This window comes from Paenibacillus sp. R14(2021), assembly GCF_019431355.1.
In the GTDB taxonomy this organism is placed as follows: Bacteria; Bacillota; Bacilli; order Paenibacillales; family Paenibacillaceae; genus Paenibacillus_Z.
The window spans coordinates 1002865-1028642 of record NZ_CP080269.1; the positions used below are offsets into that span (position 1 = coordinate 1002865).

The 25778-nt window shown below is 50.2% G+C and carries 26 protein-coding genes and 1 pseudogene; 25 read left to right on the top strand and 2 right to left on the bottom strand.

All coding sequences use genetic code 11. The annotated features are described in order from the left end of the window. Window positions 1-5: 5 nt before the first annotated feature. The 25 genes and pseudogenes from KXU80_RS04855 to KXU80_RS04970 all read left to right on the top strand — a co-directional run bounded on the left by KXU80_RS04855 (window position 6) and on the right by KXU80_RS04970 (window position 23871). Complete coding sequence (locus KXU80_RS04855; protein ID WP_219837146.1) at window positions 6-2582, top strand: DUF5696 domain-containing protein; 2577 nt, start codon at window positions 6-8, stop codon at window positions 2580-2582. After that, the gene (locus KXU80_RS04860) at window positions 2579-3484 is read left to right on the top strand and encodes a carbohydrate ABC transporter permease (protein WP_374987751.1); all 906 of its coding nucleotides are present in this window, start codon (window positions 2579-2581) and stop codon (window positions 3482-3484) included. Before KXU80_RS04855 ends, KXU80_RS04860 begins: the two co-directional genes overlap by 4 nt. A 60-nt stretch (window positions 3485-3544) precedes the next feature. Beyond that, window positions 3545-4501, top strand: a complete 957-nt coding sequence (locus KXU80_RS04865; RefSeq protein WP_219838873.1) for a carbohydrate ABC transporter permease — start codon at window positions 3545-3547, stop codon at window positions 4499-4501. 20 nt (window positions 4502-4521) lie between these two features. Then, window positions 4522-5691: a DUF5060 domain-containing protein gene (locus KXU80_RS04870; protein WP_219837147.1), complete on the top strand. Its 1170-nt coding sequence runs from the start codon at window positions 4522-4524 to the stop codon at window positions 5689-5691. 72 nt (window positions 5692-5763) lie between these two features. Beyond that, the gene (locus KXU80_RS04875) at window positions 5764-5997 is read left to right on the top strand and encodes a hypothetical protein (protein WP_219837148.1); all 234 of its coding nucleotides are present in this window, start codon (window positions 5764-5766) and stop codon (window positions 5995-5997) included. Between the two features lie 26 nt (window positions 5998-6023). Next, on the top strand, window positions 6024-6692 hold the full coding sequence (locus KXU80_RS27855; RefSeq protein WP_258171255.1) for a glycosyl hydrolase: 669 nt from the start codon (window positions 6024-6026) through the stop codon (window positions 6690-6692). After that, window positions 6607-7059, top strand: coding sequence for a glycosyl hydrolase (locus KXU80_RS27860; RefSeq protein WP_258171413.1), 453 nt, complete (start codon window positions 6607-6609; stop codon window positions 7057-7059). The genes KXU80_RS27855 and KXU80_RS27860 overlap by 86 nt, the downstream gene beginning before the upstream one ends. Before the next feature lie 29 nt (window positions 7060-7088). Continuing rightward, window positions 7089-8069 (top strand): glycoside hydrolase family 113, encoded by a 981-nt coding sequence (locus tag KXU80_RS04885; RefSeq protein WP_258171414.1) that lies wholly within the window; start codon window positions 7089-7091, stop codon window positions 8067-8069. 55 nt (window positions 8070-8124) lie between these two features. After that, window positions 8125-9039 (top strand): phytanoyl-CoA dioxygenase family protein, encoded by a 915-nt coding sequence (locus KXU80_RS04890; RefSeq protein WP_219837149.1) that lies wholly within the window; start codon window positions 8125-8127, stop codon window positions 9037-9039. A gap of 118 nt (window positions 9040-9157) precedes the next feature. Further along, on the top strand, window positions 9158-9694 hold the full coding sequence (locus KXU80_RS04895; RefSeq protein ID WP_219837150.1) for a GNAT family N-acetyltransferase: 537 nt from the start codon (window positions 9158-9160) through the stop codon (window positions 9692-9694). Window positions 9695-9784: 90 nt separating this feature from the next. After that, window positions 9785-11065, top strand: coding sequence for a glycoside hydrolase family 5 protein (locus KXU80_RS04900; protein ID WP_219837151.1), 1281 nt, complete (start codon window positions 9785-9787; stop codon window positions 11063-11065). Between the two features lie 48 nt (window positions 11066-11113). After that, entirely contained in the window at window positions 11114-11677 is a 564-nt protein-coding gene (locus KXU80_RS04905; RefSeq protein WP_219837152.1) for a nucleoside/nucleotide kinase family protein, read from the top strand. A 250-nt stretch (window positions 11678-11927) separates the two neighbouring features. After that, window positions 11928-13199, top strand: a complete 1272-nt coding sequence (locus tag KXU80_RS04910) for an IS110 family RNA-guided transposase (protein WP_219837153.1) — start codon at window positions 11928-11930, stop codon at window positions 13197-13199. A gap of 474 nt (window positions 13200-13673) precedes the next feature. After that, window positions 13674-13919: a phytanoyl-CoA dioxygenase family protein gene (locus KXU80_RS04915; protein ID WP_219837154.1), complete on the top strand. Its 246-nt coding sequence runs from the start codon at window positions 13674-13676 to the stop codon at window positions 13917-13919. A 55-nt stretch (window positions 13920-13974) separates the two neighbouring features. Then, window positions 13975-14355: a GNAT family N-acetyltransferase gene (locus KXU80_RS04920; protein WP_219837155.1), complete on the top strand. Its 381-nt coding sequence runs from the start codon at window positions 13975-13977 to the stop codon at window positions 14353-14355. Window positions 14356-15172: 817 nt separating this feature from the next. Continuing rightward, window positions 15173-15733 carry an RNA polymerase sporulation sigma factor SigK gene (gene sigK, locus KXU80_RS04925; RefSeq protein WP_258171256.1) on the top strand — a complete coding sequence of 187 codons (561 nt, stop codon included), beginning with the start codon at window positions 15173-15175 and terminating at the stop codon, window positions 15731-15733. A gap of 181 nt (window positions 15734-15914) precedes the next feature. Beyond that, window positions 15915-16271: a hypothetical protein gene (locus KXU80_RS04930; RefSeq protein ID WP_219837156.1), complete on the top strand. Its 357-nt coding sequence runs from the start codon at window positions 15915-15917 to the stop codon at window positions 16269-16271. A 351-nt stretch (window positions 16272-16622) separates the two neighbouring features. Further along, a pseudogene (locus KXU80_RS04935) lies at window positions 16623-16874 on the top strand (MFS transporter); the annotation flags it as partial. A gap of 630 nt (window positions 16875-17504) precedes the next feature. Further along, the gene (locus KXU80_RS04940; protein ID WP_219837158.1) at window positions 17505-18632 is read left to right on the top strand and encodes an ABC transporter substrate-binding protein; all 1128 of its coding nucleotides are present in this window, start codon (window positions 17505-17507) and stop codon (window positions 18630-18632) included. A 64-nt stretch (window positions 18633-18696) separates the two neighbouring features. Next, entirely contained in the window at window positions 18697-19569 is an 873-nt protein-coding gene (locus KXU80_RS04945) for a branched-chain amino acid ABC transporter permease (protein WP_219837159.1), read from the top strand. Beyond that, window positions 19570-20541, top strand: a complete 972-nt coding sequence (locus tag KXU80_RS04950; protein WP_258171257.1) for a branched-chain amino acid ABC transporter permease — start codon at window positions 19570-19572, stop codon at window positions 20539-20541. Beyond that, entirely contained in the window at window positions 20538-21320 is a 783-nt protein-coding gene (locus tag KXU80_RS04955) for an ABC transporter ATP-binding protein (protein WP_219837160.1), read from the top strand. Before KXU80_RS04950 ends, KXU80_RS04955 begins: the two co-directional genes overlap by 4 nt. Further along, on the top strand, window positions 21310-22035 hold the full coding sequence (locus tag KXU80_RS04960; protein ID WP_219837161.1) for an ABC transporter ATP-binding protein: 726 nt from the start codon (window positions 21310-21312) through the stop codon (window positions 22033-22035). Before KXU80_RS04955 ends, KXU80_RS04960 begins: the two co-directional genes overlap by 11 nt. A 46-nt stretch (window positions 22036-22081) precedes the next feature. Continuing rightward, window positions 22082-22630 carry an L-2-amino-thiazoline-4-carboxylic acid hydrolase gene (locus KXU80_RS04965; RefSeq protein ID WP_219837162.1) on the top strand — a complete coding sequence of 183 codons (549 nt, stop codon included), beginning with the start codon at window positions 22082-22084 and terminating at the stop codon, window positions 22628-22630. An 11-nt stretch (window positions 22631-22641) separates the two neighbouring features. Then, window positions 22642-23871: a Zn-dependent hydrolase gene (locus KXU80_RS04970; protein ID WP_219838877.1), complete on the top strand. Its 1230-nt coding sequence runs from the start codon at window positions 22642-22644 to the stop codon at window positions 23869-23871. On the opposite strand, the gene KXU80_RS04975 is transcribed toward KXU80_RS04970, so the two are convergent. Continuing rightward, window positions 23868-24647, bottom strand: a complete 780-nt coding sequence (locus KXU80_RS04975) for an IclR family transcriptional regulator (RefSeq protein WP_258171258.1) — start codon at window positions 24645-24647, stop codon at window positions 23868-23870. The two genes, KXU80_RS04970 and KXU80_RS04975, sit on opposite strands and share 4 nt — an antisense overlap. 523 nt (window positions 24648-25170) lie before the next feature. Continuing rightward, a complete protein-coding gene (locus KXU80_RS04980) occupies window positions 25171-25524 on the bottom strand; it encodes a hypothetical protein (RefSeq protein ID WP_219837164.1) in 354 nt (117 codons plus the stop codon). Window positions 25525-25778 lie beyond the last annotated feature (254 nt).

Here is a 25778-nt window from a genome sequence, read left to right on the forward strand (position 1 = left end):
CATTCTTGAAAAAACGTACAAAATGGGTTGCGGCGCTTGCCTGTATCGGGATTGTCGGCGTCGGGGCATTCGTCTATAGCTTGTATATGAAAGGCGCTCCTTCCACCGACATAGCTGCTTTCGCACGATCGGACATGAAGCCTGCAGGTACGACCGAACTGAAATATATGACGGACAACAGCAACGCAGTCCCGGGCATGAAGCTCGTGGCGCAGACGAATGCGCTCGCGCTTTACATGAATCCGGATACGACCGAAGTCGCCGTCCTTAACCAGGTAAGCGGCAAGGTGTGGCGCAGCAATCCAGGGGATATCGACTCGGATGCCAAAGCATCGCCATTCGAGAAGGACCGCTTGGCTGCGCAGGTGGCGTTGAATTATCGCGATTCGATCGGGACGCTTGGCACGATCACCAATTTTACGGACAGCATTCAGCGTAAGCAGTTCAAGGCGGAGGGGATCGAGAACGGCGTCCGGATTACGTATACGATCGGGGATACGTCGCTCGGGATCGATGCGCTGCCGAAGCGGATCAGCAAGAAGAGGTTCGAGGAGAAGGTGCTGAGCAAGCTGGACGAGAAGACGGGTGCTTACGTATCGAACCGCTATTATCCGCTGGACGGCAATCCGGACGTGCTGGAACGGCTTGATACGGAAGTGTCGAGAGCGCTCGTATTGAAAAGGGTGCTCGATGCCTTCGCCAAAGCCGGATACACAGCTGAGGATTTAAAGGCGGACAACGACGAGAACGGCATGTCAGGCGGCAGCGCTTCGACGAAGCCGAACTTCACGATTCCGATTGAATACCAGCTCTCCGGCGATTCGCTGATCGTGCATGTTCCGGTGAAGGACATCCAGGAGAGCGAAGGCTACCAGATCCGTTCCGTCGAGCTGCTCGACTTCTTCGGGGCGGCAAGCCAGGATGAGAAAGGCTACATGCTCGTTCCCGACGGCTCCGGCAGTTTGATCAACCTGAATAATGGCAAAGTGGGCGAAGAGGTCTACGTGCAGCGGGTGTACGGCGACGACCAGAACGACAATTCGAAGCGGCGCGGGCAGATAGCCGAAGTCGCGCGGCTGCCGGTGTTCGGGATGAAAGCGGGCGACGAGGCGTGGTTCGCCACGATCGAGAAGGGCGAGGGCATCGCCAGCATTAACGCGGACATTAGCGGCCGCAAAAATTCCTACAACAGCGCCTACGCCAGCTTCGCCATTCGCGGCGAAGACGAGCTGGAGCTGTACAAAGGCAACAAGGTGGACGAATTCCAGCTGCTAACAGACGATCGCTTCGCGGGCGACATCCAGCTTCGGTATAACTTCCTCTCCGGCGATCAGGCGTCGTACTCGGGCATGGCGGCGCTGTACCGGAACAATCTGGTTAAGGAAGGCTTGCTGCAGCCGCTGAAAACTCAAGCGCAGCTGCCGTTCTACGTCGACCTGCTCGGCGCGGTGGACAAACGCAAATCGTTTCTCGGCGTGCCTTATAAAGGTCTGATGACGATGACGACGATCAACCAAGCGAGCCAAATCGCCAAGGAAATCAAGGCTGCAGGCGTGTCCAACGTGCAAATGCGCTACGTCGGCTGGTTCAATGAAGGGATCGACCACAAGGTTCCGGAAACCGTCAAGCTCGACAGACAGCTTGGAAGCAAAACGGACTTGTCTAAGTTGGCGGCTCAGCTGAAGGACATGGGCGGCAACTTATATCCGGACGTCGCGTTCCAGCATGTGCTGCGCGAGAACCACGACTTCAAACCGGCTTCGGACGCGACTCGCTTCGTCACAAGGGAGCAAGCTCTGCTGCAGCCATACGACCGCGCGCTGAACGCGATGAACAATCAATGGGGCTCCTTCTACTTATTGTCACCGGCGAAGCTGCCATACTTCGTGAGCCAGTTTGTCGACAGCTACAAGAAGTACAAGATGGATTCGGTCGCGCTGCGCGACATGGGCGATACGCTGACGGCCGATTATCGCGTCAACCGCGTCGTGTTCAGGGACGTCGCCAAGAACATCGTGACCGATCAGCTCGGTAAAATCGAGAAGAGCTATCCGAACGTGATGATGACCGGGGGCAACCGATACGCGTTGAAATATGCCGACCAGCTGGTGAACGTACCGATGGCCTCCAGCTCATTCAGCATCGAGGACGAGGTCGTTCCGTTCTATGAAATGGTCGTCCACGGCTACAAGGAATATGCCGGCGCTCCGATCAATCTGGACGACGAGCAGGACTTATCGTACCATCTGCTCCATTCGCTGGAATACGGCGCGGCGCCGCATTTCTTCTGGTCGTACGAGTCTTCTTCCAAGCTGAAGCTGACGACTTACGAATCGTTATTCTCGACGTCTTACTCAGATTGGCTGGGGGATGCAGTGGATTTGTACGGCAAGCTGAACAAAGTGCTCGCCAAGCTGCAGAGCGAGACGATTACGGAGCATGCGCAGTTGAAGCCCGGCGTCGTCAAGGTCAGCTACAGCAACGGAACATCGATTTATGTGAACTATACGGATCAGCCCGTCACCGTTCAAGATGTTCAGATCGGTGCGAAAAATTTTATCGTGGGTGGTGACAGACAGTGAACATAAAACGATTAACATTGACCCAGAAACGCGCGCTGCTCGGCATCCTGTTCATCATGCCTTGGCTGCTCGGCTTCGTGTTCTTGTTCGCGACGCCGCTGTTTCAATCGATTCATTTCAGCTTAAGCAACATGAAGATCGCCCCTGGAGGCGGATATACGCTTGATTTCATCGGATGGGATAACTTCAAGAACGCGATGTCGATCGATCCGAATTTCAACCGCATTCTGACGCAGTCCTTGAGCGAGATGGCATGGAACGTGCCGATGATCTTGTTCTTCAGCTTGTTTACGGCGACGTTGCTGAACACCAGGTTCGTCGGACGCCCGTTCGCGCGCGCGATCTTCTTCCTGCCAGTCATTCTGGCTTCCGGCGCCATTGCCGCCGCCCAGACGTCGGGCCTCATTCAATTGACCGGCAGCTCGGAGATGGCGAAGGAGCTGGGGCAGCAGCAGAACGGCTTCGATCCGCTGACGCTCGCCTTCACGTTGTCCGATGCGGGACTCCCGATGTGGTTTATCGACTACATCATCAGTGCCGTGCAGCGAATTTACGAGATCATCAAGAGCTCCGGCGTCCAGATTTTGATCTTCCTGGCCGCGCTCCAATCGGTTCCCGTCTCCATGTACGAGGTCGCCAAGATGGAAGGCGCTACGGCGTACGAGACGTTCTGGAAGATTACGTTCCCGATGGTCAGCCCGTTAATCTTGACAAACATCATTTATACGATCATCGACTCGTTCACGAACAGCCAAGTAACGACGACGATCTACAACACGGCGTTCCAGTCGCAAAACTTCGGGCTCAGCGCCGCGATGTCCTGGATTTATACCGCGGTTATCAGCATCATACTCATCATCGTCGGCATTCTCGTGTCCAGAAGAGTGTTTTACTACAATTGACGGGATAGGAGGGCGAAGGCATTGAAACTCGATTTGCAAAACGAAGCCGTCGTCATACAAATGCAAAAGGCGCGCAACAAGACGGCATCGCTGCTGTGGCTCATTTTCCGTTACATTCTGATCATCGGGATTTCGTTCATCATTCTCTATCCGATCCTGCAGCAACTGTCGGTCGCCTTTAAGGATAAGACGGATATCTACAATCCGACGATCTACATGATTCCGGTGCATTTCACGATGGAGAACGTGCGGTATGCGATGGCCGTGCTGAATTACTGGCCGCTCCTGAAGAACACGCTTATCTTCGCGGCATCTACGACGCTTCTCCAAGCCGCTTCATGCTCGCTGGCGGGCTACGGCTTTGCCCGGTTTAATTTCCCCGGAAAAAACATCTTGTTCACGCTCGTCGTGCTGACGATTTTGATTCCGTCCAGTACACTGATGGTGCCGATGTACATTCATTTCCGCTCGTTCGATCTGTTTGGCGCCATCCATCTGGTCACCGGCAAAGAAGGCATCAACATGCTCAACACATACGGCCCATCGCTGATTACGGCCGCATTCGCCAACGGCCTGAAATCCGGCTTGTTCATTTATATTTTCCGGCAGTTCTTCCGCGGCATGCCAGGCGAAATCGAAGAGGCGGCGCTCATCGACGGCGCCGGCGGCATCCGCACCTTCTTCACGATCATGCTGCCGAACGCGATTCCGCCGCTCATTACCGTCATCCTGTTCGCGTTCGTCTGGCAGTACAACGACATCTTCTATGCCTCGCTGTTCAACAGCTCGAGCGACCTGATGTCGATCAAGGTATCCTCGCTGCCTGCCGACGTGAACCAGTACTTGCCGGGTATTATGGGCATCGGCACTGGAACGAACGTCAAGGTGGATCCGAACCAAGTGTCCCTGATCGTCGACACCGGCATTCTGCTTGCGATTTCCCCGATGATCGCGATGTATCTCTTCGTGCAGCGTTTCTTCGTCGAGAGCGTCGAGCGTTCGGGTGTCGTCGGCTAAGCGCGGGGCAGCGGAAAGGAGTGCGGCATGAACAAACGCTTGCCTTCGTCACCATTGGCGGACTCCTTCTAGTTGCAGCGGCGCTTCTGCTGTCCATCCCGGCTATCAACGGCCGTAACGCGTCTCCCCGGTCTGAGCCTGACGCTCAGGCAGGGGAGATGTTAACAACAGCAGGAAAAGCGCCTCTCATTCGCAATGTGAAAGCAAATACAGCGGATGTCGGTCTCTATGAAAAGTTTGAGCTTGCTTTCGACGTGGATGGCGATTATGACAATCCTTACGATCCCGACCAGATCGACTTAGCGATGGCGCTCGCCTCGCCTTCAGGAAAAACGTGGAACATTAGCGGCTTCTATGATGCGACGGAATCGAAATGGAAGTTTCGATTCGCGCCCGACGAGAAGGGTAGTGGCGTTACCATTTCCACGCCGTCGGTCATGGCGGCACCGACAAGAGCGGCGAGGTCGAAGGCGACTTGTAAAGCGGTCGCATCCGAAAGCAGGGGCTGGATTCAGCTGTCGCAGACGAACAAGCGATATATGGAATACCGCGACGGCTCGACCTTCTACGGCATCGGCCTTGCGTATCCGTGGAACATCACGGACGTGAACTTGGACAAAATCGCGGCAAGCGGCGGCAATCTGATCAACTACTGGAACGGCAATTACGACGGCGAAGGCAACGGCTGCGGGAGGAATCAACTGCAATCGTACGAAGCCGGCGTCGACAGGATCGATCCGCTGAAAGCCCAGCGGGTAGACGATCTGCTCGCGGCGTTCGAGCGGCGCGGACTGCATATGAGCTTCGTCATCTGGCCGCACGACTCCCTGACCGAGCTATTGGAGGGCTGGCCCAATACATGGTCGCAGTACGGCTATTCGGCGCTTGGCCCGGCGAAGGATTTCTATGCGAGCGACAAGATGTGGCGTTATCAGGAACGGCTGTACCGGTACATCATCGCGCACTGGGGGTATAGCCTTGCGCTCGGCATCTGGGACTTGGTCGACGAGATCAATGGCACGGACGGTTGGGTGCAAAATCCGACGGACGCCTGGGTGAAGAAGGTGCACGATTACTTCAAGGCGCATGATCCGTACGGTCATCCGACGATGGGCTCGATGGCCGGCAACCGGCAGGACTACTGGGATTACGCCTATCGCACGCTCGATACCGCCGACCGGGAAAACTAGATTGATTTCCGCGAACCTCGCCTTCCCGTCAACGTCAGCGTTGATCAAGCCTCGAAGACGCAAGCTTGGGTCATGCAGGGCGAGCGAACGTCATTCGGCTGGCTCTTGGCCGAGAAGGGCGGGGCGGGCGGCAGGTCGGTGAAGCTTACGAACTGTGCGGACGGTTCCTACGCCGTCTTCTGGTACGATCCGTGGACCGGTACGACGATCGGCGAAGGGGCCGCGGAAGCGTCGGGCGGTTCGCTCGTCGTGGAGGCGCCTGCATCGAAGCAGCCGGATCTATCGTTTACGATTACGCGGAAATAACGATGGCGACAAGGAGATGAAGCAGAATGAACGACGAGTGGGCGCAGCGGATGAACGTCGAACCGAAATTGATTAACCCGCAGGCCGACGATTGCGCGAGGCGGCTGATGGCTTATCTGTGCGATACGTACGGCAAACGGATGCTGACCGGACAACAGATCGGCGTCCACGCAACACCGGAGATGGACGTGATTTTCCGCGAGACGGGGCACTATCCGGCTGTCGGCGGCTTCGATTTCATGAACGATTCTCCGTCCCGCACGGAGCGCGGTTCCGTCGGTACCGATACGGCGCTCGCCTTGCAATGGTGGCAGGCAGGCGGGATCGTCACCTTCTGCTGGCATTGGAACGCGCCGAAGGATCTGGTCGATCGGCCGCCCGACAACGGCTGGCACCGCGGCTTCTACACCACGGCCACGACGTTCGATCTTGCCAAAGCGATGGAGGATCCGTCGTCGGAGGAATACGTCTTGCTGCTTCGCGATATTGACGTTATCTCCGGCTTGCTCGCGCAGCTCCGGGAAGCCGGCGTGCCCGTCCTGTGGCGGCCCGCTCCACGAAGCATCCGGCGGCTGGTTCTGGTGGGGCGCCAAGGGACCGGAGCCGTGCATCCGGCTCTGGAAGCTGATATACGACCGGATGACGCGGCTGCACGGCCTGCACAATCTGATCTGGGTGTGGAACGGGCAGCATAAGGACTGGTATCCGGGCGATGCGTACGTGGACATCATCGGCGAAGACGTGTATTCGCCCGCACGGAATTATCAATCGAACGTCGACCGCTTCCGGCAGGCGCTGAGCTATACGGATGCCGCGAAGATCATCGCGCTGTCCGAGAACGGACCGCTTCCGGATCCCGATCTCATGATCGCGGGCGGCGCGCTTTGGCTGTGGAATTGTACGTGGTACGGCAATTTTCTGCATAAGCAGGAGGATGGCGAGACGGTCGTTTCGGATCAATACACCGAAGTGGAGATGCTGAAGAAAGTTTATCGGCATCCCTTTACGGTGACGCGCGACGAGCTGCCCGATCTCGTCCATTACCCCCTGTCTCATCCCTAACAGACAGCGAAAAGGAGAATCCGAAAATGATGTTCGTTAAAGGCATGACGTACGGCTGGAACAGCAAACGCGGCGCTTATAGGCAGCCGTATGCGACCAATTCGCTCCGCAAGCTCAAGGAGACGGGCAGCGAATGGATTGCGTTATCCTTCTACACGCATCAAGCGAACGTGTATGCGACGGATATCCCTTTCGATTACGGGTACACGATGACGGACAGAGACATCGAGCATGCCGTGAAGGAAGCAAAGGCGCTTGGGCTGAAAGTATGCCTGAAGCCCGTCGTCAATTCCGCGGACGGCATCTGGCGGGCGCATATCGGGTTTCCGGAGGAAGCGGGAGCCGAGCCATATTGGGACGCGTGGTTCCGTTCGTATACGAATTTTCTCGCCCATTACGCGGAGCTCGCCGAAGAGCTGGCCTGCGACATGTTCTGCATTGGCTGCGAAATGGTGAAGACCGAATCCAAGGCCGGCCATTGGACCGCCTTGATCGATCGCGTTCGCGAGCTCTACGGCGGTCCGATCGTCTATAACGCCAATCACGGCTCGGAAGAGCGGATCAAATGGTTTGACGGCGTCGACTATATCGGCACGAGCGCCTATTACCCCGTTGCGAAGCAGCCCGGCGACGGCGAGGAAGCGATGATCGCGAATTGGCTGCCGGTTCGGGAGAAGATGGCCGCGCTGCACGCCAAGTTCAACAAGCCGATCATCTTCATGGAAATCGGCTGCCGCAGCGCCTTCGGCTGCGCGACGATGCCGTGGGATTTCACGCATACGGAGCTGCCCTTCAGCGAGGAGGAGCAGGCGAACTTCTACAGCTCGGTCATGAAGGTGTTCTGGGAGGAGCCTTGGTTTGCCGGCTTCTTCTGGTGGGATTGGAGCGTGAAGCTCTACGAGCGGGAAGCGGCCGGCTCGAACGTCGGCTTCGACATCTACGGTAAGAAGGCCGAACGGATCGTGAAGGAATGGTACGCGAAGCCGAAGACGTTTCAGGGAGCATTCTGAGACCGACGTTCTTAGTATGAGAGATTCCAATTCTAGCATAGGAGCTGATAGAAGCATGAGTTTGCGAGTGCTGACGGCAGAACAAATCGCACAGTTCATCGACAAAGGTTATGTGCATATTAAAGGCGCCTTCTCGCGGGAAGCGGCTCTGGAGGCGCAGTCGTTCCTGTGGGGCAAGCTGGAAGAGAAGGCCGACGTCGTGCGCGAGGATCCCTCGACGTGGCAGGAGCCGATGGTCAACATCCGCGAAAATTACCGCCACGCCGCTTTCGACGTCTGCAATACGGCGCTGTTCGCCGACGCCGTCGAGGATTTGACGGGCGCGGATCGCACGATCCACCGCTTCGTCGCCGGCGAGACGGCCGACGACAAGCTGCCGGGCTGGGGCTGGTGGCCGGTCAACTTCTTCGTCGGCAAAGGCGAGCCTTGGTTCGTGCCGACGAACGGCTGGCATTGGGACGGCATTCATTTCCGGCATTATGTCGATTCGCCGGAGCAAGGGCTGCTCTGCCTGTGCCTCTTCTCGGATATCGCGCCACACGGAGGCGGCACGTTGGTCGTCGAAGGCTCGCATAAGACGGTCGCGCGTCACTTGACCAAGTCTCCGGAAGGCGTCGAGCTGGGGGAAGGCATTCGTGCTCTGCATGCCGAGCACCCGTATTTCGCCAAGCTGACGGGACGGGACGGTGAACAGCTGAGCGCAGAGGAACGGAACGCTTATTTCATGGATCAGGCATATATCGACGAAGACGGCACGCGACTGCAGGTCGTGGAGACGACGGGGGAGGCGGGGGACGTCATTCTGTGCCATCCGTTCCTCGTGCATGCCGCGTCGCCGAACCACAGCGGGAAGGTCCGATTCATGTGCAACCGGACGTCGCCGCTGAAGGAGAGACTGTCGCTGCAGCGAGAAGGATCGGGCGGCTACTCGCCGCTCGAGCGAAGCATCCGGGCGTCCGTCTATAGCTGAAATGCGTCGACTGCCCGATCAAAGGCTCGGTTTCCGGGCCTTTGACTTTTTTATGCGAATCTAATGGTTCTTGTATAGATTGTCTGAAATCGTATTTATAAATACGGAGGGTTGCCCGGTGGAGAAAGAGATAAGATTAATTGAGGAAACGGATTATGTAAAAGCGCATACATTCCAGTGCGAGTATTTGGACTTAGAGACCTTTGAGGATTTTATGCGCCGGGTGAAGAGTGATCCTGACTTGTACTTCGTAACGGTGGATGGTAGTGAAGTGGTTGGTGTTTGCTATGGAAGTCCGTCTAAGAAACATGATTCCGTCATTAATTTGAATGGGATCGCGGTTAATCTGGATGAAATAAAGAACTATGCTAGGATTGGGCTGGGAACAAACATGCTGCTTTTCTTCGAAACAGCGGTGAAGAAAAGAAGATATTATAAAATTGGCGTAGGTTCGGCGGATGATCCGAAAGTAGAAGCTTTTTATTTAAAAAATGGATTTAAACCAACGGAATTGGTCGTCATAGGCTCGAATTTGGAGGAAATTGAGAGAATCCGAGTGGATGACTATAAAAGCGGGATTTTAAAAAAAGAAGAACTACGACGTAGATACAATCCAAGAGAAGTGATCTTCATATTAGAAAAATATCTGGAATGAATTGAACTAACGAGATTGAAGGCAGCAAACTGCAACGCTACGAAAAGAAGGTGAGCGGACCGGTCAGGTCGGCTGAGGGGGTCAGTGACCTTGAAAATATGGAGGATTGCGCTCGCTGTCTCGCTGCTCGTGCTTGTATTGGTAACGGGGTGCAAGGGCGCCGCGCAAAACCTTGAAAAGAAGGTATCAAGCAAGACGGAGAATGTCACGCCGGCGGCGAGCATAGCGGAGATGAATACACCGTCTCCCGACCCGACTTCGTCTGCTTTGCCCGCGACTACGCCGGACCCGAAGCTGCCTAAGCGCGACCCGCAGTCGGCGCCGCTTGACGTAGTTCAACAGGCGAAACAGCTCGGGAGAGGCATCAATCTTGGCAACGCGCTTGAGGCGCCGATTGAAGGGCAATGGGGAGTCGTTTTATTAGAAAGCGACTTCAAGACGATCCAGGATGCAGGCTTCGAAACGGTCCGCGTTCCGATCAAGTGGTCGGCGCATGCGGACGCGAAGGCTCCTTACGCGATTGACGCCAAGTTTTTCGAACGCATTGATTGGGTCGTCGACCAGGCGCTGAAGCAGGGGCTGAACGTAGTGCTTGACATGCACAATTACGATGAGATCTATCTGAATCCAGTTGAGCAAGAGGCTCGTTTTCTGGAGCTATGGAAGCAAATCTCGGCACGGTACAAGGAGCTTCCCGGCAATGTGTATTTCGAGCTGCTCAATGAACCAAACGGTTCTCTGACCTGGTCAAAATGGAATCGAATGCTGAAGAAAGCGCTTGATACGATTCGGAGCGAGGATCAGTGGCATACGGTCATAATCGGTTCCGTCAACTGGAGCAATTACGCTGATCTCGTATCGCTCGACATTCCCGATAACGAACAGAACGTCATCGTTACGTTCCATTATTACGATCCTTTTCCCTTCACCCACCAGGGGGCAGAATGGGCAGGGCCGGAGATCGGAACCATCGGCGTCGTTTGGCCAGGTCCTCCGGCACAGAAGGTGGAGCCGATCGCTGTCGCCAGGCAGGTGAAGTGGGTGGACGATTGGTTCCGTGATTACAATACGAAACCGGAGGAAACGAATCCGGCAGGTCCCAATTCGATTGTGGAAGCCTTTGATAAGGTGGACAATTGGGCAAAGGAGCACCACCGCCCGATCTGGCTTGGCGAATTCGGCGCGTACAGCAAAGCCGATATGCTTTCGCGAGCACGTTGGACGGCCTTTGTGCGCAAGGAAGCGGAGAAGCGCGGCTTCGGCTGGGCTTATTGGGAATTCTGCTCGGGCTTCGGCGTATATGATCCAGTGGCTAATCAGTATCGGAAGGAATTGCTGGAAGCGCTTATTCCTCCAAACAAGGCACATTGAAAGTGACAGTGGGAATAACAAACGTTTATTTCGGGGGTGGATACTATTATGAACACGAAAGTTCCAGTATTAAATATCATTGGACCTGTTGGCATCGGAAAGTCGAGTACCGCAAATGCCATTTCAGAAGTTCTGGAATACGACCATGCTCTTCCGCATGCGGTGGTCGATCTTGATCATGTGAGGCGTGGATTCCCTCCTCCCAAAGACGATCCTTTCAACAAGGAGCTTGGATTTAAAAATTTAGCTGCCGTCTGGAACAACTATCGCTCGCTTGAAGCCAAGTGTCTGATTATTCCTAATGTCATGGAAAGCAATGAGGATCTGAACAAGATTCGACGATCCGTACCCGGAGCTGATCTATTCTTGGTCCGTCTAGTTGCATCGCTTGACGTCAACCATGCTCGGATTCGTGGCAGGGAAAAGACAGTCGAATCACTGAATTGGCATCTGCAACGCTCAACCCAACTCGCCGAGGAACTCGCCGTAAAGAAACTGGAGCATGTGGTTGTAGACACGGAAAATAAGTCGCCGTCCGAAATAGCCCGAGAAATTATCCGCAAATGGGGAATCGTGGAATGGCACGGTTCAACTGTTGATGGATCATTATAACTTTGAAGACGATTTCCGATTATGACAAGAACTTGATCTCGTCCCGACGGATAACAGGGCGGCACTCGGGGATGATTTATCAATGATTCATCCGCGTGAATGTCCGGTTGGAGTTGATTCTAACAGGACACGATAGCATTCTGTAGAGCGTTAATTATCAGCTTTGCAAAAAGAAAAGCGCCTCGGTACGATGGGAGTACGCAACGGGTCATAGCCCTTAAAATCCCATCATCCAGGAGGACGCTCTACTATGAAGTTTAAATCGCAAGACAAACAAAATCAACTCATTGAAAAAATTACCTCTCAGCATCTCGTCGTCGGAATCGACATCGCACAACTAACGCACGTCGCACGTGCAGTAAACTTCCGCGGGATCGTAATCGGCAATCCGCTCTCTTTCTCAAATGACGAAGAAGGTTTTCAGATCCTTCTTCGCTGGATCCAATCGTTACAGGCAGCCCATAACCTTAATTCCGTTATTATAGGCATGGAACCGACGGGGCATTACTGGCTAAGCGTCTCCAGATGGATGTTCGAGAAGCAATTTGAAGTTGTTCTGGTTAATCCTCATCTTGTGAAAAAGAATAAAGAAAACCGAGACAATACACCATCGAAGAGCGATAAAAAGGATGCTCTCGTCATCGCAGACATGGTTAAAAACGGCTACTATTCGTTCATTCGCAACACGTCTGAAGCCTTTGAAGAGCTTCGAGTCTTTCTCTCAAACCGGGACTCCGTCGTCACGAGACTCGTTAGTGCGAAGAACCAAATTCATCGCTGGGTTGACGTAGTGTTCCCTGAGCTACGACAAGTATTTAAGAACCTGATGTGCAGAGGCTCATTGGCCACTCTACGTCTATTCCCAACGCCTGAAGAACTGAGAAAGTTAACGCCTCAGGACGTGGCTAGAGGGTGGAAATCCATTATGCAACGTCAGCCCGGGGACAAGAAGGCTCAAACTCTTATTGCACTTGCTAGTCGATCTGTAGGCTCTAAGCAGGCAACACAGGCGTATAAGCTCCATTTAATGCAGCTTCTCGCTGAATACGACCTAGCTTGCCAACAACTGCAAGTCGTAGAGGCAGAGATTATTGCAGTATTAGACCGCATACCTTTTGCTAAATCGATGCTTGCAGTCAAGGGGATTAATGCTATTTCATTAGCTGGTATTTTAGGTGAGGCAGGCGATTTAAGTGGCTTTGTACACGGAAATGCCCTGCTGCGTCATGCTGGCCTCAACCTTGCAGAAGCAAGTTCAGGGAAATGGACCGGACAAATGAAGATCAGCAAACGCGGACGCTCTCGTCTTCGACGTTTTATCTTCATGATGACGATGAGTTTAGTAGCAAACAATCCAGAGTTTAAAGCCATGCATGCGTACAATGTACAGGTAAAGAAGATGAAGAAAATGAGGTCCATCATGAAGCTATGTGGCAAGCTGGCTCGAATACTGGTTGGAATGGCCCGCAGTGGCGAGGCCTACAACCCTCCTAAAACGATGCCAATCCAGCTCGCAGCATAGACCATTCTTACCATTTCATTGAACGAGTTTTGGCTTATTCGCGGGATTTCAAAGAAAGCACGGGGTACCGGATGTATTGAACCAAAGGGCACCGACCCGTAACGATAGCAAGACCGGCCTCCACCCCTTGGTAAGGCGTAACGAAGGAATGAGAGGGCTAAGACCCGTTGAGACATGGGAGTGAAAACCTCCAAGGGCGGCGTGGAGAAGCGTGCAGTATATGGAAGGATATGGGGTTACAACCTCCCCCTTTATTTCCTCACGTCTTCATGATGTCCTGGTCAGCTGGGAGGTCACTAAAACTCTCTTTCTGTATTTCTAGCAAGGGTGAAATCCTGCGAATAAGCGAGCATTCGTGAGAAAACTAGATCGTACCGAGGGAGTTCAATAAAACTTCTTAAGCAGGCAGCCGGTATGATCGCCAAGATGACGGGACGGTGAACAGCTGAGCGCAGAGGAACGGAACGCTATTTCGTGGATCAGGCATATATCGACGAAGACGGCACGCGGCTGCAGGTCGTGGAGACGACGGGGGAGGCCGGGGACGTCATTCTGTGCCATCCGTTCCTCGTGCATGCCGCGTCGCCGAACCACAGCGGGAAGGTCCGATTCATGTGCAACCGGACGTCGCCGCTGAAGGAGAGACTGTCGCTGCAGCGAGAAGGATCGGGCGGCTACTCGCCGCTCGAGCGAAGCATACGGGCGTCCATCTATAGCTAAATTGCGTCGACTGCCCGATCAATGGCCCGGTTTTATAAATACGGAGGATTACCTGGTGGAGAAAGAGATAAGATTAATTGAGGAAACGGATCATGAACAAGCGCATACATTTCAGTGCGAATATTTGGACATAGAGACCTTTGAGGATTTTATTCGACGGGTGAAGCGTGATCCTGACTTGTACTTCGTAACGGTGGATGGTAATGAAGTGGTTGGAGTTTGCTACGGAAGTCCGTCCAAGAAAAAGGATTCAGACATTAATTTGAATGGGATCGCGGTTAATCTGGATGAAACAAAGAACTATTCTAGACTTGGGCTGGGCACAAACATGCAGCTTTTCTTTGAAACAGCGGTGAAGAAAAGAGGCTATTCTAAAATTGGCGTAGGTTCAGCGGATGATCCAAAAGTAGAAGCTTTTTATTTAAAAAAAATTTAAACCAACGGAATTGGTAGTCAAAGGTTCAAATTTTGAGGAAATCGAGATAATCCGTGTAGATGACTATGAAAGCGGGATTTTAAGAAGAGAAGAACTACGACGTAGATACAATCCAAGAGAAGTGATCTTCATTTTAGAAAATATTTAGAATAAATTTACTTCACGAACGAGATTGAAGCCAGATTGAAGCCAGAAAGAATTAAATATATCAAGCATTTTATAGAAAGAGTCGCTCAACAGCGGCTTTTGGACCGACCGGCACTTTGGCTGGGAAGTGTGATAAAAGCTAGTTGTTATGTTAGTTCAATCAACGAGCGCTTTAATGGAACATGAAAGCGCCCTTCTTATATTGCTCCGATAGCTTTTGCTTCGTTTGGTGTCGGGTGACAAGAACAATATTTTATTAATGCCGCGTAAACCGCGGCTCTTTGCGTTATCCAAAGGTCAACTTTAAAATCGAATCATGGATAGCGGGGGAGTCCAAAGATGGATGACGATAATGAAGAAGGAGTGTCTTTTCGATGACGAGGGACGTTGCGAAGACGCAACTGTCGATCAAGTTCGGGGAGCAGTGCTTAACCGATATTTCATGAATTCTGAATTAATTATAGGGGATGCAGCTATGAATCCGAAGAGAACCACCGTAAGGTTCTAGGAGGAATCCATCAATCTTTAAGGCCTGGTTCAGTATTTGTACTAGTGAAGGCTTTAAAGTAAATGCAACTTATGGCTGTTCGGCAGGGCGTATCTGCGATCCTCGCTTTGATTTACATTTATAGATTTCTCATCACAGCAGCAAGACATTGACCTCGCCGGAGTGACTTGCCTATACAAACGTATTCATTTTCTTGCATCGGGTTGTGTTCACAATGTCAAAAAATTCGACAATACAGGAGAAGACCTCGAAGATTTGATCTCGATCGGTACGATTGGTCTAATAAAGGCAATTGAAAGCTTCCAAACCGGCAAAGGGACAAAACTAGCGACGTTCGCGGCCCGTTGTATCGAAAACGAAATACTTATGCATCTCCGTTCTCTCAAGAAGACCCGAAAGGACGTATCCTTACACGATCCTATAGGTACGGACAAAGAAGGTAATGAAATTACATTGATCGACATTCTCGGCACGGAGGCTGACGATGTAGCAGATCGGGTTCAATTGAAGATCGAGAAAAGCAAGATTTACAAGAATTTAGACATTCTAGATGACCGGGAAAAAGAAGTCGTTGTAGGAAGGTTTGGACTCATCACAGGCGGAGAAGAGCGGACGCAGCGGGAAATAGCGAAAGAGCTGGGCATTTCGCGAAGCTATGTGTCGAGAATCGAGAAGCGGGCACTGATGAAGCTATACCATGAGTTCTATAAAACAAAGAAATGATGCATTTGATTTAATATAACATTGGTCTGTTTAGATAAATATGTCAACTCCACCGCGACATTAGTTAAGTAGTGGTGGAGTTACAATAATGAGTTATTACTATGAGAGCATATCCTTTGAAGGACAAGCTAGACACAGGAAGCCGTAAGTCTGAAGTAAATAACTTAAGGGGGTTACGAAAGTGAAGGAAATGCTTGACGAGGTTGAAGCAATCATTTCAATAAAAACACAGAATGTTAAACGATACAAAAAAGGGCTTGATCTCTCATATGTATCTCAATATGGTCGCTACTTCACTGTTTGTATGGAACTTAAATCATTAGAGACGTGGGAGACTTGCCTCAGATTGATACATAAATATAAACTAGTCAGATCTGATGTTCAATATGATTCTAAATCTAAATATTTTCAAAGCGTTATGACTATGGAACGGAGAGAATATCCAGGAGTAATTACAGAAAAGACAAGAAACGAAATAATAGAGTATATGAAATTGTTAGAATGGAAACTGGAGCAATTTACAAATGAAAAGACGTGATTTAACAAGACTGGAGGCCGTAGTTTTTAGACGCCCGAAGCGCGATCTGCTGTGCGGGGTAGTGTGGATATGGAGCGAGCGACAAGCCCAGTCCCGGATGTTCTGAAGGGCAACTGAAGTACGCGGCCGACATTCAGCCGTTTAATAAGGAACGCCACGTTGCGAGTTAATGCAGAAAATATGAAAGCCCTGAAAGCCCTGATGAATGGTGAACTGCACCCCTTATAGTGGACATTGGAAAAACACCCTAGTGTTTAGACCGATGAAAACTATAGGGGGTGCTTTTCGTTATGGCAAAAAAGGGACAAAACCTTCAAACGTACAGCTTTGAGACAAAGAAAAAAGCGGGGCTACATCGTTATTTTGCTGGGAAGATTCATTCAGGGCATTGGAGAGGCTGGTGCTTTCCCCATTGTAATCCCCTTAGTCGGTGATATGTATGACAGCAAAGAAGAAGTAAGCAGCGGTCTAGGTATGATCGAAACGTCCAATACGTTAAAAGTACTAAGTCCTGTACTCTGCTCCACGCTCGCGTTGGATGTTTGGTTTCTGCCGCTTGCGGTCATTCCGGTCATCTTGCTCATCTCCGTCATCTTGTTGGTGAAAACGCTCGCGAAAAGCGATTCGGATTGAGGAAGCGATGAGAAATAGACCAACGGATCGCATTCGACCCTGTTGCAGGAATGGTAGATGCTTTTATATTTTCATTCCTGGGTTATCTCGTCAAGCAGGTTCTGAGCCGTTATATTTTAGATTCTTAAAGCAAGAATGATACGTGGCAATATGTCCTGAAGGTGGAAACGAGGTGCCCTTCGGTCGATGTACCGAGCACACTCCAGGAATCCCAGTTAAGGCAGTGTTCGTCCGTCATCGCACGAAGAATAACGAATGGTTTGCATTTCTAACGACGTCTATAAGGTGTACTAAATCACTCTTCATAGTATTCTTAACTGGGAAATTAGCCTACAACAACTGCTTGATCTCGTCAACGAACCGCTACGACTGCACGCAAAAAGCTTACGGCTCTGATTCAGCATCAACTGCAGCAATGGATGTCGGCTTGCCCAGCTACATCAAGGCTTATTTGGTCAAATTCATATTGCTTAAGTTTATTTGATATTATCAAATTTGGTTTGATAATATTAAAATAAAACTATTGATTTATGTAAAAAAGAAGATATATAATAATCATAGTAATCCAGTGGGGATAATAAATGAGAAGGGGATATATATATGAAAAAATCTTCATTGCTGTTATCAGCCGTAGTTTTATTGGGGGGATTGCTTGCAGGCTGCTCTTCGAAAGCTACGGAACAGCCGGCAGCAAATACAATTCAGATTGGTTTGTCAGGTCCTATATCCGGTACGGAGGCGCAGTATGGTGAAGCCTATAAGAACGGTGCTGGACTTGCCGTTAAAGAGATAAATGACGCAGGCGGGATTAACGGCAAAAAGGTTGAACTTATCATTCAGGACGATAAGGGAGAGCCGGGCGAAGCGGTGAATGTGGCGAATAAATTCACCTCTAATAACAGCCTTTTGGCTGTTATAGGGCATTTTAACAGTTCGGCAACGCTAGCGGCGGCGCCGATTTACAATAAGAATAAGATTGTGCAAGTCTCTCCTTCTTCCAGCGCGCCCGGTGTAACGAATGCCGGGGACTATACCTATCGGGTAATTACTACGGATGCTTTTCAAGCATCGTACTTGGCGCAATGGTCCAAGGAACTTGGCTACAAGAAAGTAGCTATGATCTATGAACAGACCGACTTTGGACTAGGGCTGCTGGATGTCTACAAGAACGCCGCTGCCCAAAATAACCTCGATCTGGTGGCCAGCGAGGCATATGTACCGGGAACGAAAGATTTCAGCACGATTCTGACGAAAATCAAGGAACAACAGCCCGATGCCATTTTTATCGGCGGCTTCTACAATGAAGCGGCACTGATCGCCCAGCAAGCTGAGAAGCTGAATCTGAAGACCAGCTATATCGGTGGAGACAGTTTATACTCAAGTGCCTTGCTTGATTTAGGGAAACAATCGGTCGAAAACTTTAAAATGATCGGCTTCTTCTTCCCGGGAGGAACTAACGAGCAGGCGAATCATTTTGCCAAAGCCTATCAAGCTGCATACGGGACGACACCAGATAACCACGCCGCTTATGCCTATGATGCGGCATCCGTAATTATGGAAGCAATCAAGAAAGGCGGAGCTGACCGCCAAGGCATTAAGACTTATCTGGATACTCTAAAAGATTTTAAAGGCTCCACCGGTACGTTGACCTTCGATAAGAACGGCGATGTGCAGACAGTGCCGCAAAGGCTGGTTGTAAAAGATGGTAAATTCCAGCTATTTAAATAAATAGAAAACAGTGTAAAGCAGAAATTTGCAATTTCTGCTCTATGGCTGTTGAAAGGATGTAATTATGTTTCTCCAGCAATTGGCCAACGGTTTAACAATAGGTGTGATTTATGCATTAATCGCCCTTGGGTATACGATGGTCTACGGAATCCTTAAAATCGTAAACTTCGCACATGGCGATATTTATATGATTGGCAGTTTTTTTGGACTGTTCCTAGTCAAAACGGTCCATATGTCATTGCTTTTGGCGTTTATTACGGCAGCTGCGGCTACAGCAGTGATCGGTATAATTATTGAAAGGGTGGCTTACAGGCCTTTGCGCACGGCAAACCGAATCGTCCCTTTAATCAGCGCGCTGGGTGTGTCGACGTTTCTGTCGAGCTTCGCTCAAAAAGTATGGGGTACACAAATGAACCCATTTCCGACCGCATTCGGAAGTAGGACATTTACGTTTGGCAGCATTACATTTTCCGATATCCAAATTCTCATATTGGTGTCGTCGGTTGTTCTAATGGTGGCACTGCAGTTATTTGTCACTAAAACCAAGGCGGGCACGGCCATGAGGGCCACTTCGATGAGTATTACCAATGCGTCGCTGATGGGGATTAACACCAATCATATGATATCGCTGGCCTTTGCCATCGGTTCCGCCCTGGCGGCCATTGCCGGCATTATGGTGGGCATCTATTATAACGCCGTGTATCCGACTATGGGCTATTTGGCCGGAATCAGTTCCTTCACGGCGGCCGTTCTGGGCGGGATCGGCAGTATTCCGGGAGCTATGCTCGGCGGCATTTTACTAGGTCTGATCGAAAGCTTGGGCGGGGCCTATATTTCGACCCAATACCAGAGCGTCATTTCTTTTTCAATCCTAATCCTGGTTCTCATGATCAAGCCAACGGGCATTTTCGGCAAAAAAGAAATAAATAAAGTGTAGGTGGACGGTTTGAATAAAAGAACTTACAGCAAACTTGCAGTCGCTGTTATGCTAATGCTCCTGCCTTTATTATTACAGCAAGTGAACGATTATTTACTGCATATTACGATAAGCGTTGGTGTCTATATTATCCTTTCGCTCAGCCTTAATGTCATCGTAGGCTACGCCGGGCAGTTTGCACTCGGACATGCTGCCTTTTACGGCATTGGCGCGTATTCGACGGCGCTGCTCATGATGCAATATCATCTTTCGTTCTGGCTGGCGCTTCCGGCGACGGCCATCATCACAGGGGCGTTCGGGTTTTTGCTGGGCAGTCCCGTCATTCGTCTTAGAGGCGATTACTTGGGCATCGTCACGCTTGGCTTTGGAGAGATCATCCGGCTGATATTTGTGAATTGGATCGGCGTGACACGCGGACCTATGGGAATTCCGGGAATTCCGGCTCCCAGCCTGTTTGGGCATACGTTTACAAATAAGGTTGAATTTTATTATTTGATTTTGGCGCTTGTCCTTATTACCGTTTTTGTCATTAGCAGGATTGTTCATTCCGGTATCGGATTGAATTTGCTGACTATCCGGGAGGACGAGACGCTAGCGAAGTCCATTGGCATCAACCCGGTGAAATACAAGCTGCTGGCTTTTGCGCTAGGGGCGTTTTTTGCAGGCATCGCTGGCTCGTTTTGGGCGTCTTATATTTCTTTCATCAGCCCGGATTCTTTCCGTTATGTGGATTCGGTCAATATTCTGGCGATGGTTATCCTCGGCGGCACGGCAAGCATTCCGGGTTCGATTCTAGGAGCCATCATTCTTGTATTATCTCCCGAGCTGCTTCGTTACGTAGAGGACTACAGGCTAATGCTATTGGGGATAGCGATCGTTTTGATGATGATATTTAAACCTTCCGGCTTCTGGGGCGAACATCGCCGGAGGATCAATTTTTATCGTGTACAGAAAGGTGAACGCAAGTCATGAGACAACTGCTGAAGCTAGACAAGGTTAATGTCAAGTTTGGCGGATTGAAGGCGCTAAACGATATTGACCTAAGCGTGAATCGTGGAGAGATTCTGGCTTTGATCGGGCCTAACGGCGCAGGCAAATCGACTCTGTTCAACTTGCTTACAGGTATTTACAAACCTACTTCCGGGACTGTTTATTACAAGAATCAGAGCATTAATAGGCTTCCCCCCAACGAACGGGTAAAGATTGGGATCGCGCGCACGTTTCAGAACACCCGGTTGATTAAATCGATGACGGTTCTGGAAAATTTGCTGATTGCACATCGTCAATGCAACACAGAGGGAGTGCTGAGCTCCATATTCTTCACTAGAAAGGCGCGCGAAACTCGACAGCACGCAGTTCAGGAATGTATGGAGCTCCTTAAGCTGGTAGGCCTTGCGCATAAGCTGGAGGAACTGGCTGGTAGCCTGCCTTACGGCGAGCAGCGGCTGTTAGAAATCGCGCGGGCACTAGTAACCAAGTGCGAAGTGCTACTAATGGATGAGCCGGCGGCAGGCATGAACCAGTCGGAGAAAAATCAGCTCGTCGAGAAGATCGGTTACCTTTCGAGCGAAGTCAACATCAATATCATTTTGATTGAGCATGATATCGGACTCATCATGGAAATCTCCGACAGAGTTATTGTGCTCGATCACGGGTACAAAATTGCGGAGGGCACTCCTGAGGAAATTCAAAACAACCCGATCGTAATCAAAGCCTATTTGGGCGGGGGGGATGATCTGGATGAGCAGTGATAACGTGATTTTGAACCTAAAGAATCTATCCGTAAACTATGGTGCCATTCGGGCTGTAAAAACACTGGACTTGACGATTCGGAAAGGTGAAATTGTCAGCCTGTTCGGAACGAACGGCTCGGGAAAAACGACAACGCTTCGAACGATATCGGGCATCGTCAGGGCGGCGGATGGCGAGGTGATCTTTCAAGGACGGGACATTTCCAGGCTGGAGCCTCACCGAATTGTTCAGCTCGGTATTTCCCACGTGCCTGAAGGGCGGGGCGTCTTTCCTGATTTGACGGTTACGGAAAATCTCCGTGTGGGTGCTTATACTCGAAAAGAGTCGAAGTATATAAAAGAAGATATGAAGGGGTTCTTCGAACTGTTCCCTCGTCTGGAAGAGAGAAAAAACCAGCTTGCCGGCACAATGAGCGGGGGAGAGCAACAGATGCTCGCCATTGCTCGCGCGCTGATGGCCAAACCCAAGCTACTGTTGATGGACGAGCCATCAATGGGCCTGGCGCCGATCATCGTTAAAGAGATTTTTAAAGCCACTAAGAGGATTAACAACGAAGGCGTGTCCGTGCTGCTCGTGGAACAAAATACCCAAATGGCGCTGTCTGTTGCTGATCGAGGATATTTGATGGAAACTGGAGAGGTTACGGTGGAAGGTTCCGCCGACGAGCTCAAAAACAACGATATGATCAGAAGAGTCTATTTGGGAATCCATTAAGAGTCAAATGAATCCCATAACATAAACCAAAGAAGAGGTGTCAATAATGACTAAAGATAACACGCAGGAAACAAATCGGACCGTAAACGAGGATGAGAGCTTAGAACCGGTTTCGCCGTATACGATTATGGCGAAATTGTTCGCTCATGTATCCAAGGCCGTTGTAGATCGTTTCGGAGAGGCGGGAAAGGACGCGGTTCGCGAGGGCGTCCGTACGTTCGGAGAAGAGCGGGGACGGGACATTGCACGCCGCGCCGGCGTATCGGGCAAGCCTAATGACATAGAAAATTACTTGCTTCATTACGATATGGGCCGCAGCGATTTATTTGAATACGAAACCAAGTACCATCCACTGGAAATCGAACAAAACTTCACAAAATGCGCGTTCGGCGACCAATGGAAGAAAGACGGCATGCAGGAGTACGGAATTCTATATTGCCAAATGATCGATCCGGCTATTGCTAAAGGATATAATCCTAATTTCGAGGTGGTTCATGATGAGTATCTCCTCAAGGAAGGAAACTGCCATTTCCGATTTCAGATGAAGCAGGAAGAATATAACAAACAGGAGAAGGACGATAAGGATAAGAAGTAAAAGGGGGAAATCTGGTGAACGAGGACCGCTTGTGGCTGCGAATCATGGAATTGGGTGAGATCGGTGCACAAGGTGAGGGAAAGGGCGTTACCCGATTTTCTTTCACAGAGGAGGAACGCCGCGCCAAGGAACTGGTGATGCACTATATGAAGGAGGCCGGTCTCTCCGTACGGGAGGATGCCGTCGGAAATCTGATAGGGCGAAGAGAGGGGGAGGATCCCTCTCTTCCTGTCGTCCTTACAGGCTCCCACATCGATACGGTTCCGCACGGAGGCCGCTTCGACGGCGCTCTAGGCGTACTTACGGCTATTGAAGCGCTGCAACGGATGAAGGAACAGGGTATAACTACGCTCCACCCTATTGAAGTTGTTGCTTTTACCGATGAAGAGGGGTCTAGATTCGGATTTGGGATGATCGGTAGCCGGGCCTTAGCCGGCACGCTGCTGCCCGAACATCTGCTTAAAACTGACGAGAACGGTCTATCGATCGGACAAGCTATGCAAGAAACGGGTTATAATCCAAGTAAGATCAGGGAAGCAGCAAGAAATGCAGATCATATCAAGGCGTACCTGGAGCTGCATATTGAACAGGGCAAAGTTCTGGAGAGTGCAAATCTATCAGTAGGCGTTGTATCAGGCATTGCGGGACCTCTTTGGCTACAATTCTCATTATCTGGCGAGGCCGGGCATGCTGGAGCAACGCCGATGAATATGCGAAAAGACCCGGTTCCGACCGCGGCCGAGATTCTGCTGTATATTCGTAATGAAACGATTAAATATCCGAATGCAGTAGCTACAACCGGCAAAATGCAGCTTCTGCCCGGAGGCGTCAATGTAATTGCGAACCGGGTGGTCTTCACGCTGGATTTACGTGATATTGCTATAGATATCCGAAATGAGCTAGAAGACAAGATACGATCGCATGCCGAAAAGGTTTGTAAACTATCCGGGATTGGGCTAGAAATTCTTACCTTGCAGCGAGTGAAGCCAGCTATCTGTTCGGAGGAAATCATGGGTGTAATTGAAAAAGCATCCCAAAAAGCCGGGCAACCGTATACGAAGGTTGTCAGCGGCGCCGGACATGATGGGATGCAGTTTGGAAATGTGTGCCCGATTGGAATGATCTTTATCCGTTCTCATAAAGGAATCAGCCACAATCCTCTGGAATGGAGTTCCCCTGAGGACTGCAAAGCGGGTGCTGAAGTGTTCTATCACGCCATTCAGGAACTAGCCGGGCATTAAAGCCCGTCATAACCGAATCGGGATGAAATCTGGCTAGCGGCTTCCAGCAAAGACAACCGAATTCCCTCTTCGTTGGCTTTCATAGAGTCGATGGAACCGATGATACTGATCGTACCGATTACACGTTCTTTCGCTTCCTTTATAGGAGCAGCTATACTATAAGCGCCTCTCTCGATTTCTTCATCTTCAATTCCGTAGCCACGCTCCCGTGTTGCTTGCAGATGATCGAGAAGGTGCTTTTTGTTCGTTATCGTTTTCTCGGTCAGCTTCGTGAATTTATGATTCTGCAAAAACTTTGTAAGCTGGGGTTCGTCCATATGAGCCAGAAATACCTTACCGGATGCTGAGGCGTGCAGGGGCAGTTTACCACCGGCTTTGGAGCTCAAGATAAAATAGCTTCCTTCTGTCTCGACATCATCTATGCAGAACAACTGCTGGTTCTGCATTATGTAAAGATGTGAAGTCTCTTGATGTTTCTGCGTCAATGCGGTTAGATACGGATGTCCGATTTCTTTGAGATCGAGATTATCTGAAACCAGCGCCGCTTTCAACACAAATTCCAGTCCCAACTTATATTTTCCATTATTTGAATTTTTGTCAATATATGAATAGTTGTACAAAGTATTGATGATTCCGTGCACCGTGCTTACGTTAAGGTTGAGCTTTTCGCTAATTTCGCTCAAGGATAATTCAATATGGGAAGAATCGAAACAGTTCATGATATCTACGGCTCTTTTAACCGACTGTATTAAACGAGGTCCTTTTGCTTCATTCAAAATTATACCTCCCTCCAACCTATTTAATGGACTATTATTATTATCTATCATTAACTCGATTCTTAATCGTTGTCAATAGCGATACTTTGATTAGGACGGACTAACGAAATCTCTAAGGCTTATTTACTCAACTCTCGAGAGTCAAAAACGGGGTTTAATGCGATGTAGTGGTTGGCATGACGAATTTGAAAAACAACACATAGGCGTCAATGATTGCATGAGGGTGCTTCATGATTTCATCCATAAACTTGCTGATATGCAGACGCATTTCAGAAACGGTGGAATAGAACACATTATTGAGCACATTGGACTTAAGCCATCCCCAGAGTCCTTCTATGATATTAACTGTGGACTGTATGCTGGTGAAATAATCGTTACCATAGATAACTTCACGGACGTTGTGGAGGGGCTGGCGAAGAGTGAGTTCGAGCAACTGATTAACAAAGGAAAGAAGACGACGTGCCGGCACGCGGCTATATTTATGTGCACGATGACACTAGAGGGGGGCTGATTGAGCTATAAGTCAACAAACTAGGCTGAACCAATATTGGACGGTGGGTTCCATGCCAACCTTGACGCTGTAGGGTAGTGAGAACGGTAGCGGCGCTGCCGATGCGGATACGAAAACGCTGCTTGAAGGCATCCGTTCGGCGCAACGATGTGCCAGCTGACGTGTAGTTAAGTTCGGCATCCCAAAATGCACCCCATACTTAATTACCATTGCTTGAATTGCTCGCTTGGTCATTCTCGACCCGTATTCTTTCCCATTGGGTAAAGACAAAAACAATGCAGGTTCTTCCTTTTGAAGCTTGTAGACTTCTTCACGCATGTTTAAGTATTTCTCTAGATCAGCCTGGGCAGTCCTGTTGAAATGCACAATATGACTCCTCCTTGACTTCGCCCTCTGTCGAATGATTGTTACTTGATTTTACTAAGAGATACGTCGTTAAGATTAAGGTTAACAATATCGCTCACAAGCAATCCCGAGTTTAGCAACAAACTAACAATGCAAGTATCACGGTATAAAAATGAGACAATTTAAGAAACTTTCAAAAACATCTGTTCCTATGTGCCAACCGCGGCGTCCAAGACACAAAGAAAATGACTAAAAATGTAATTACCGCTCTCTTC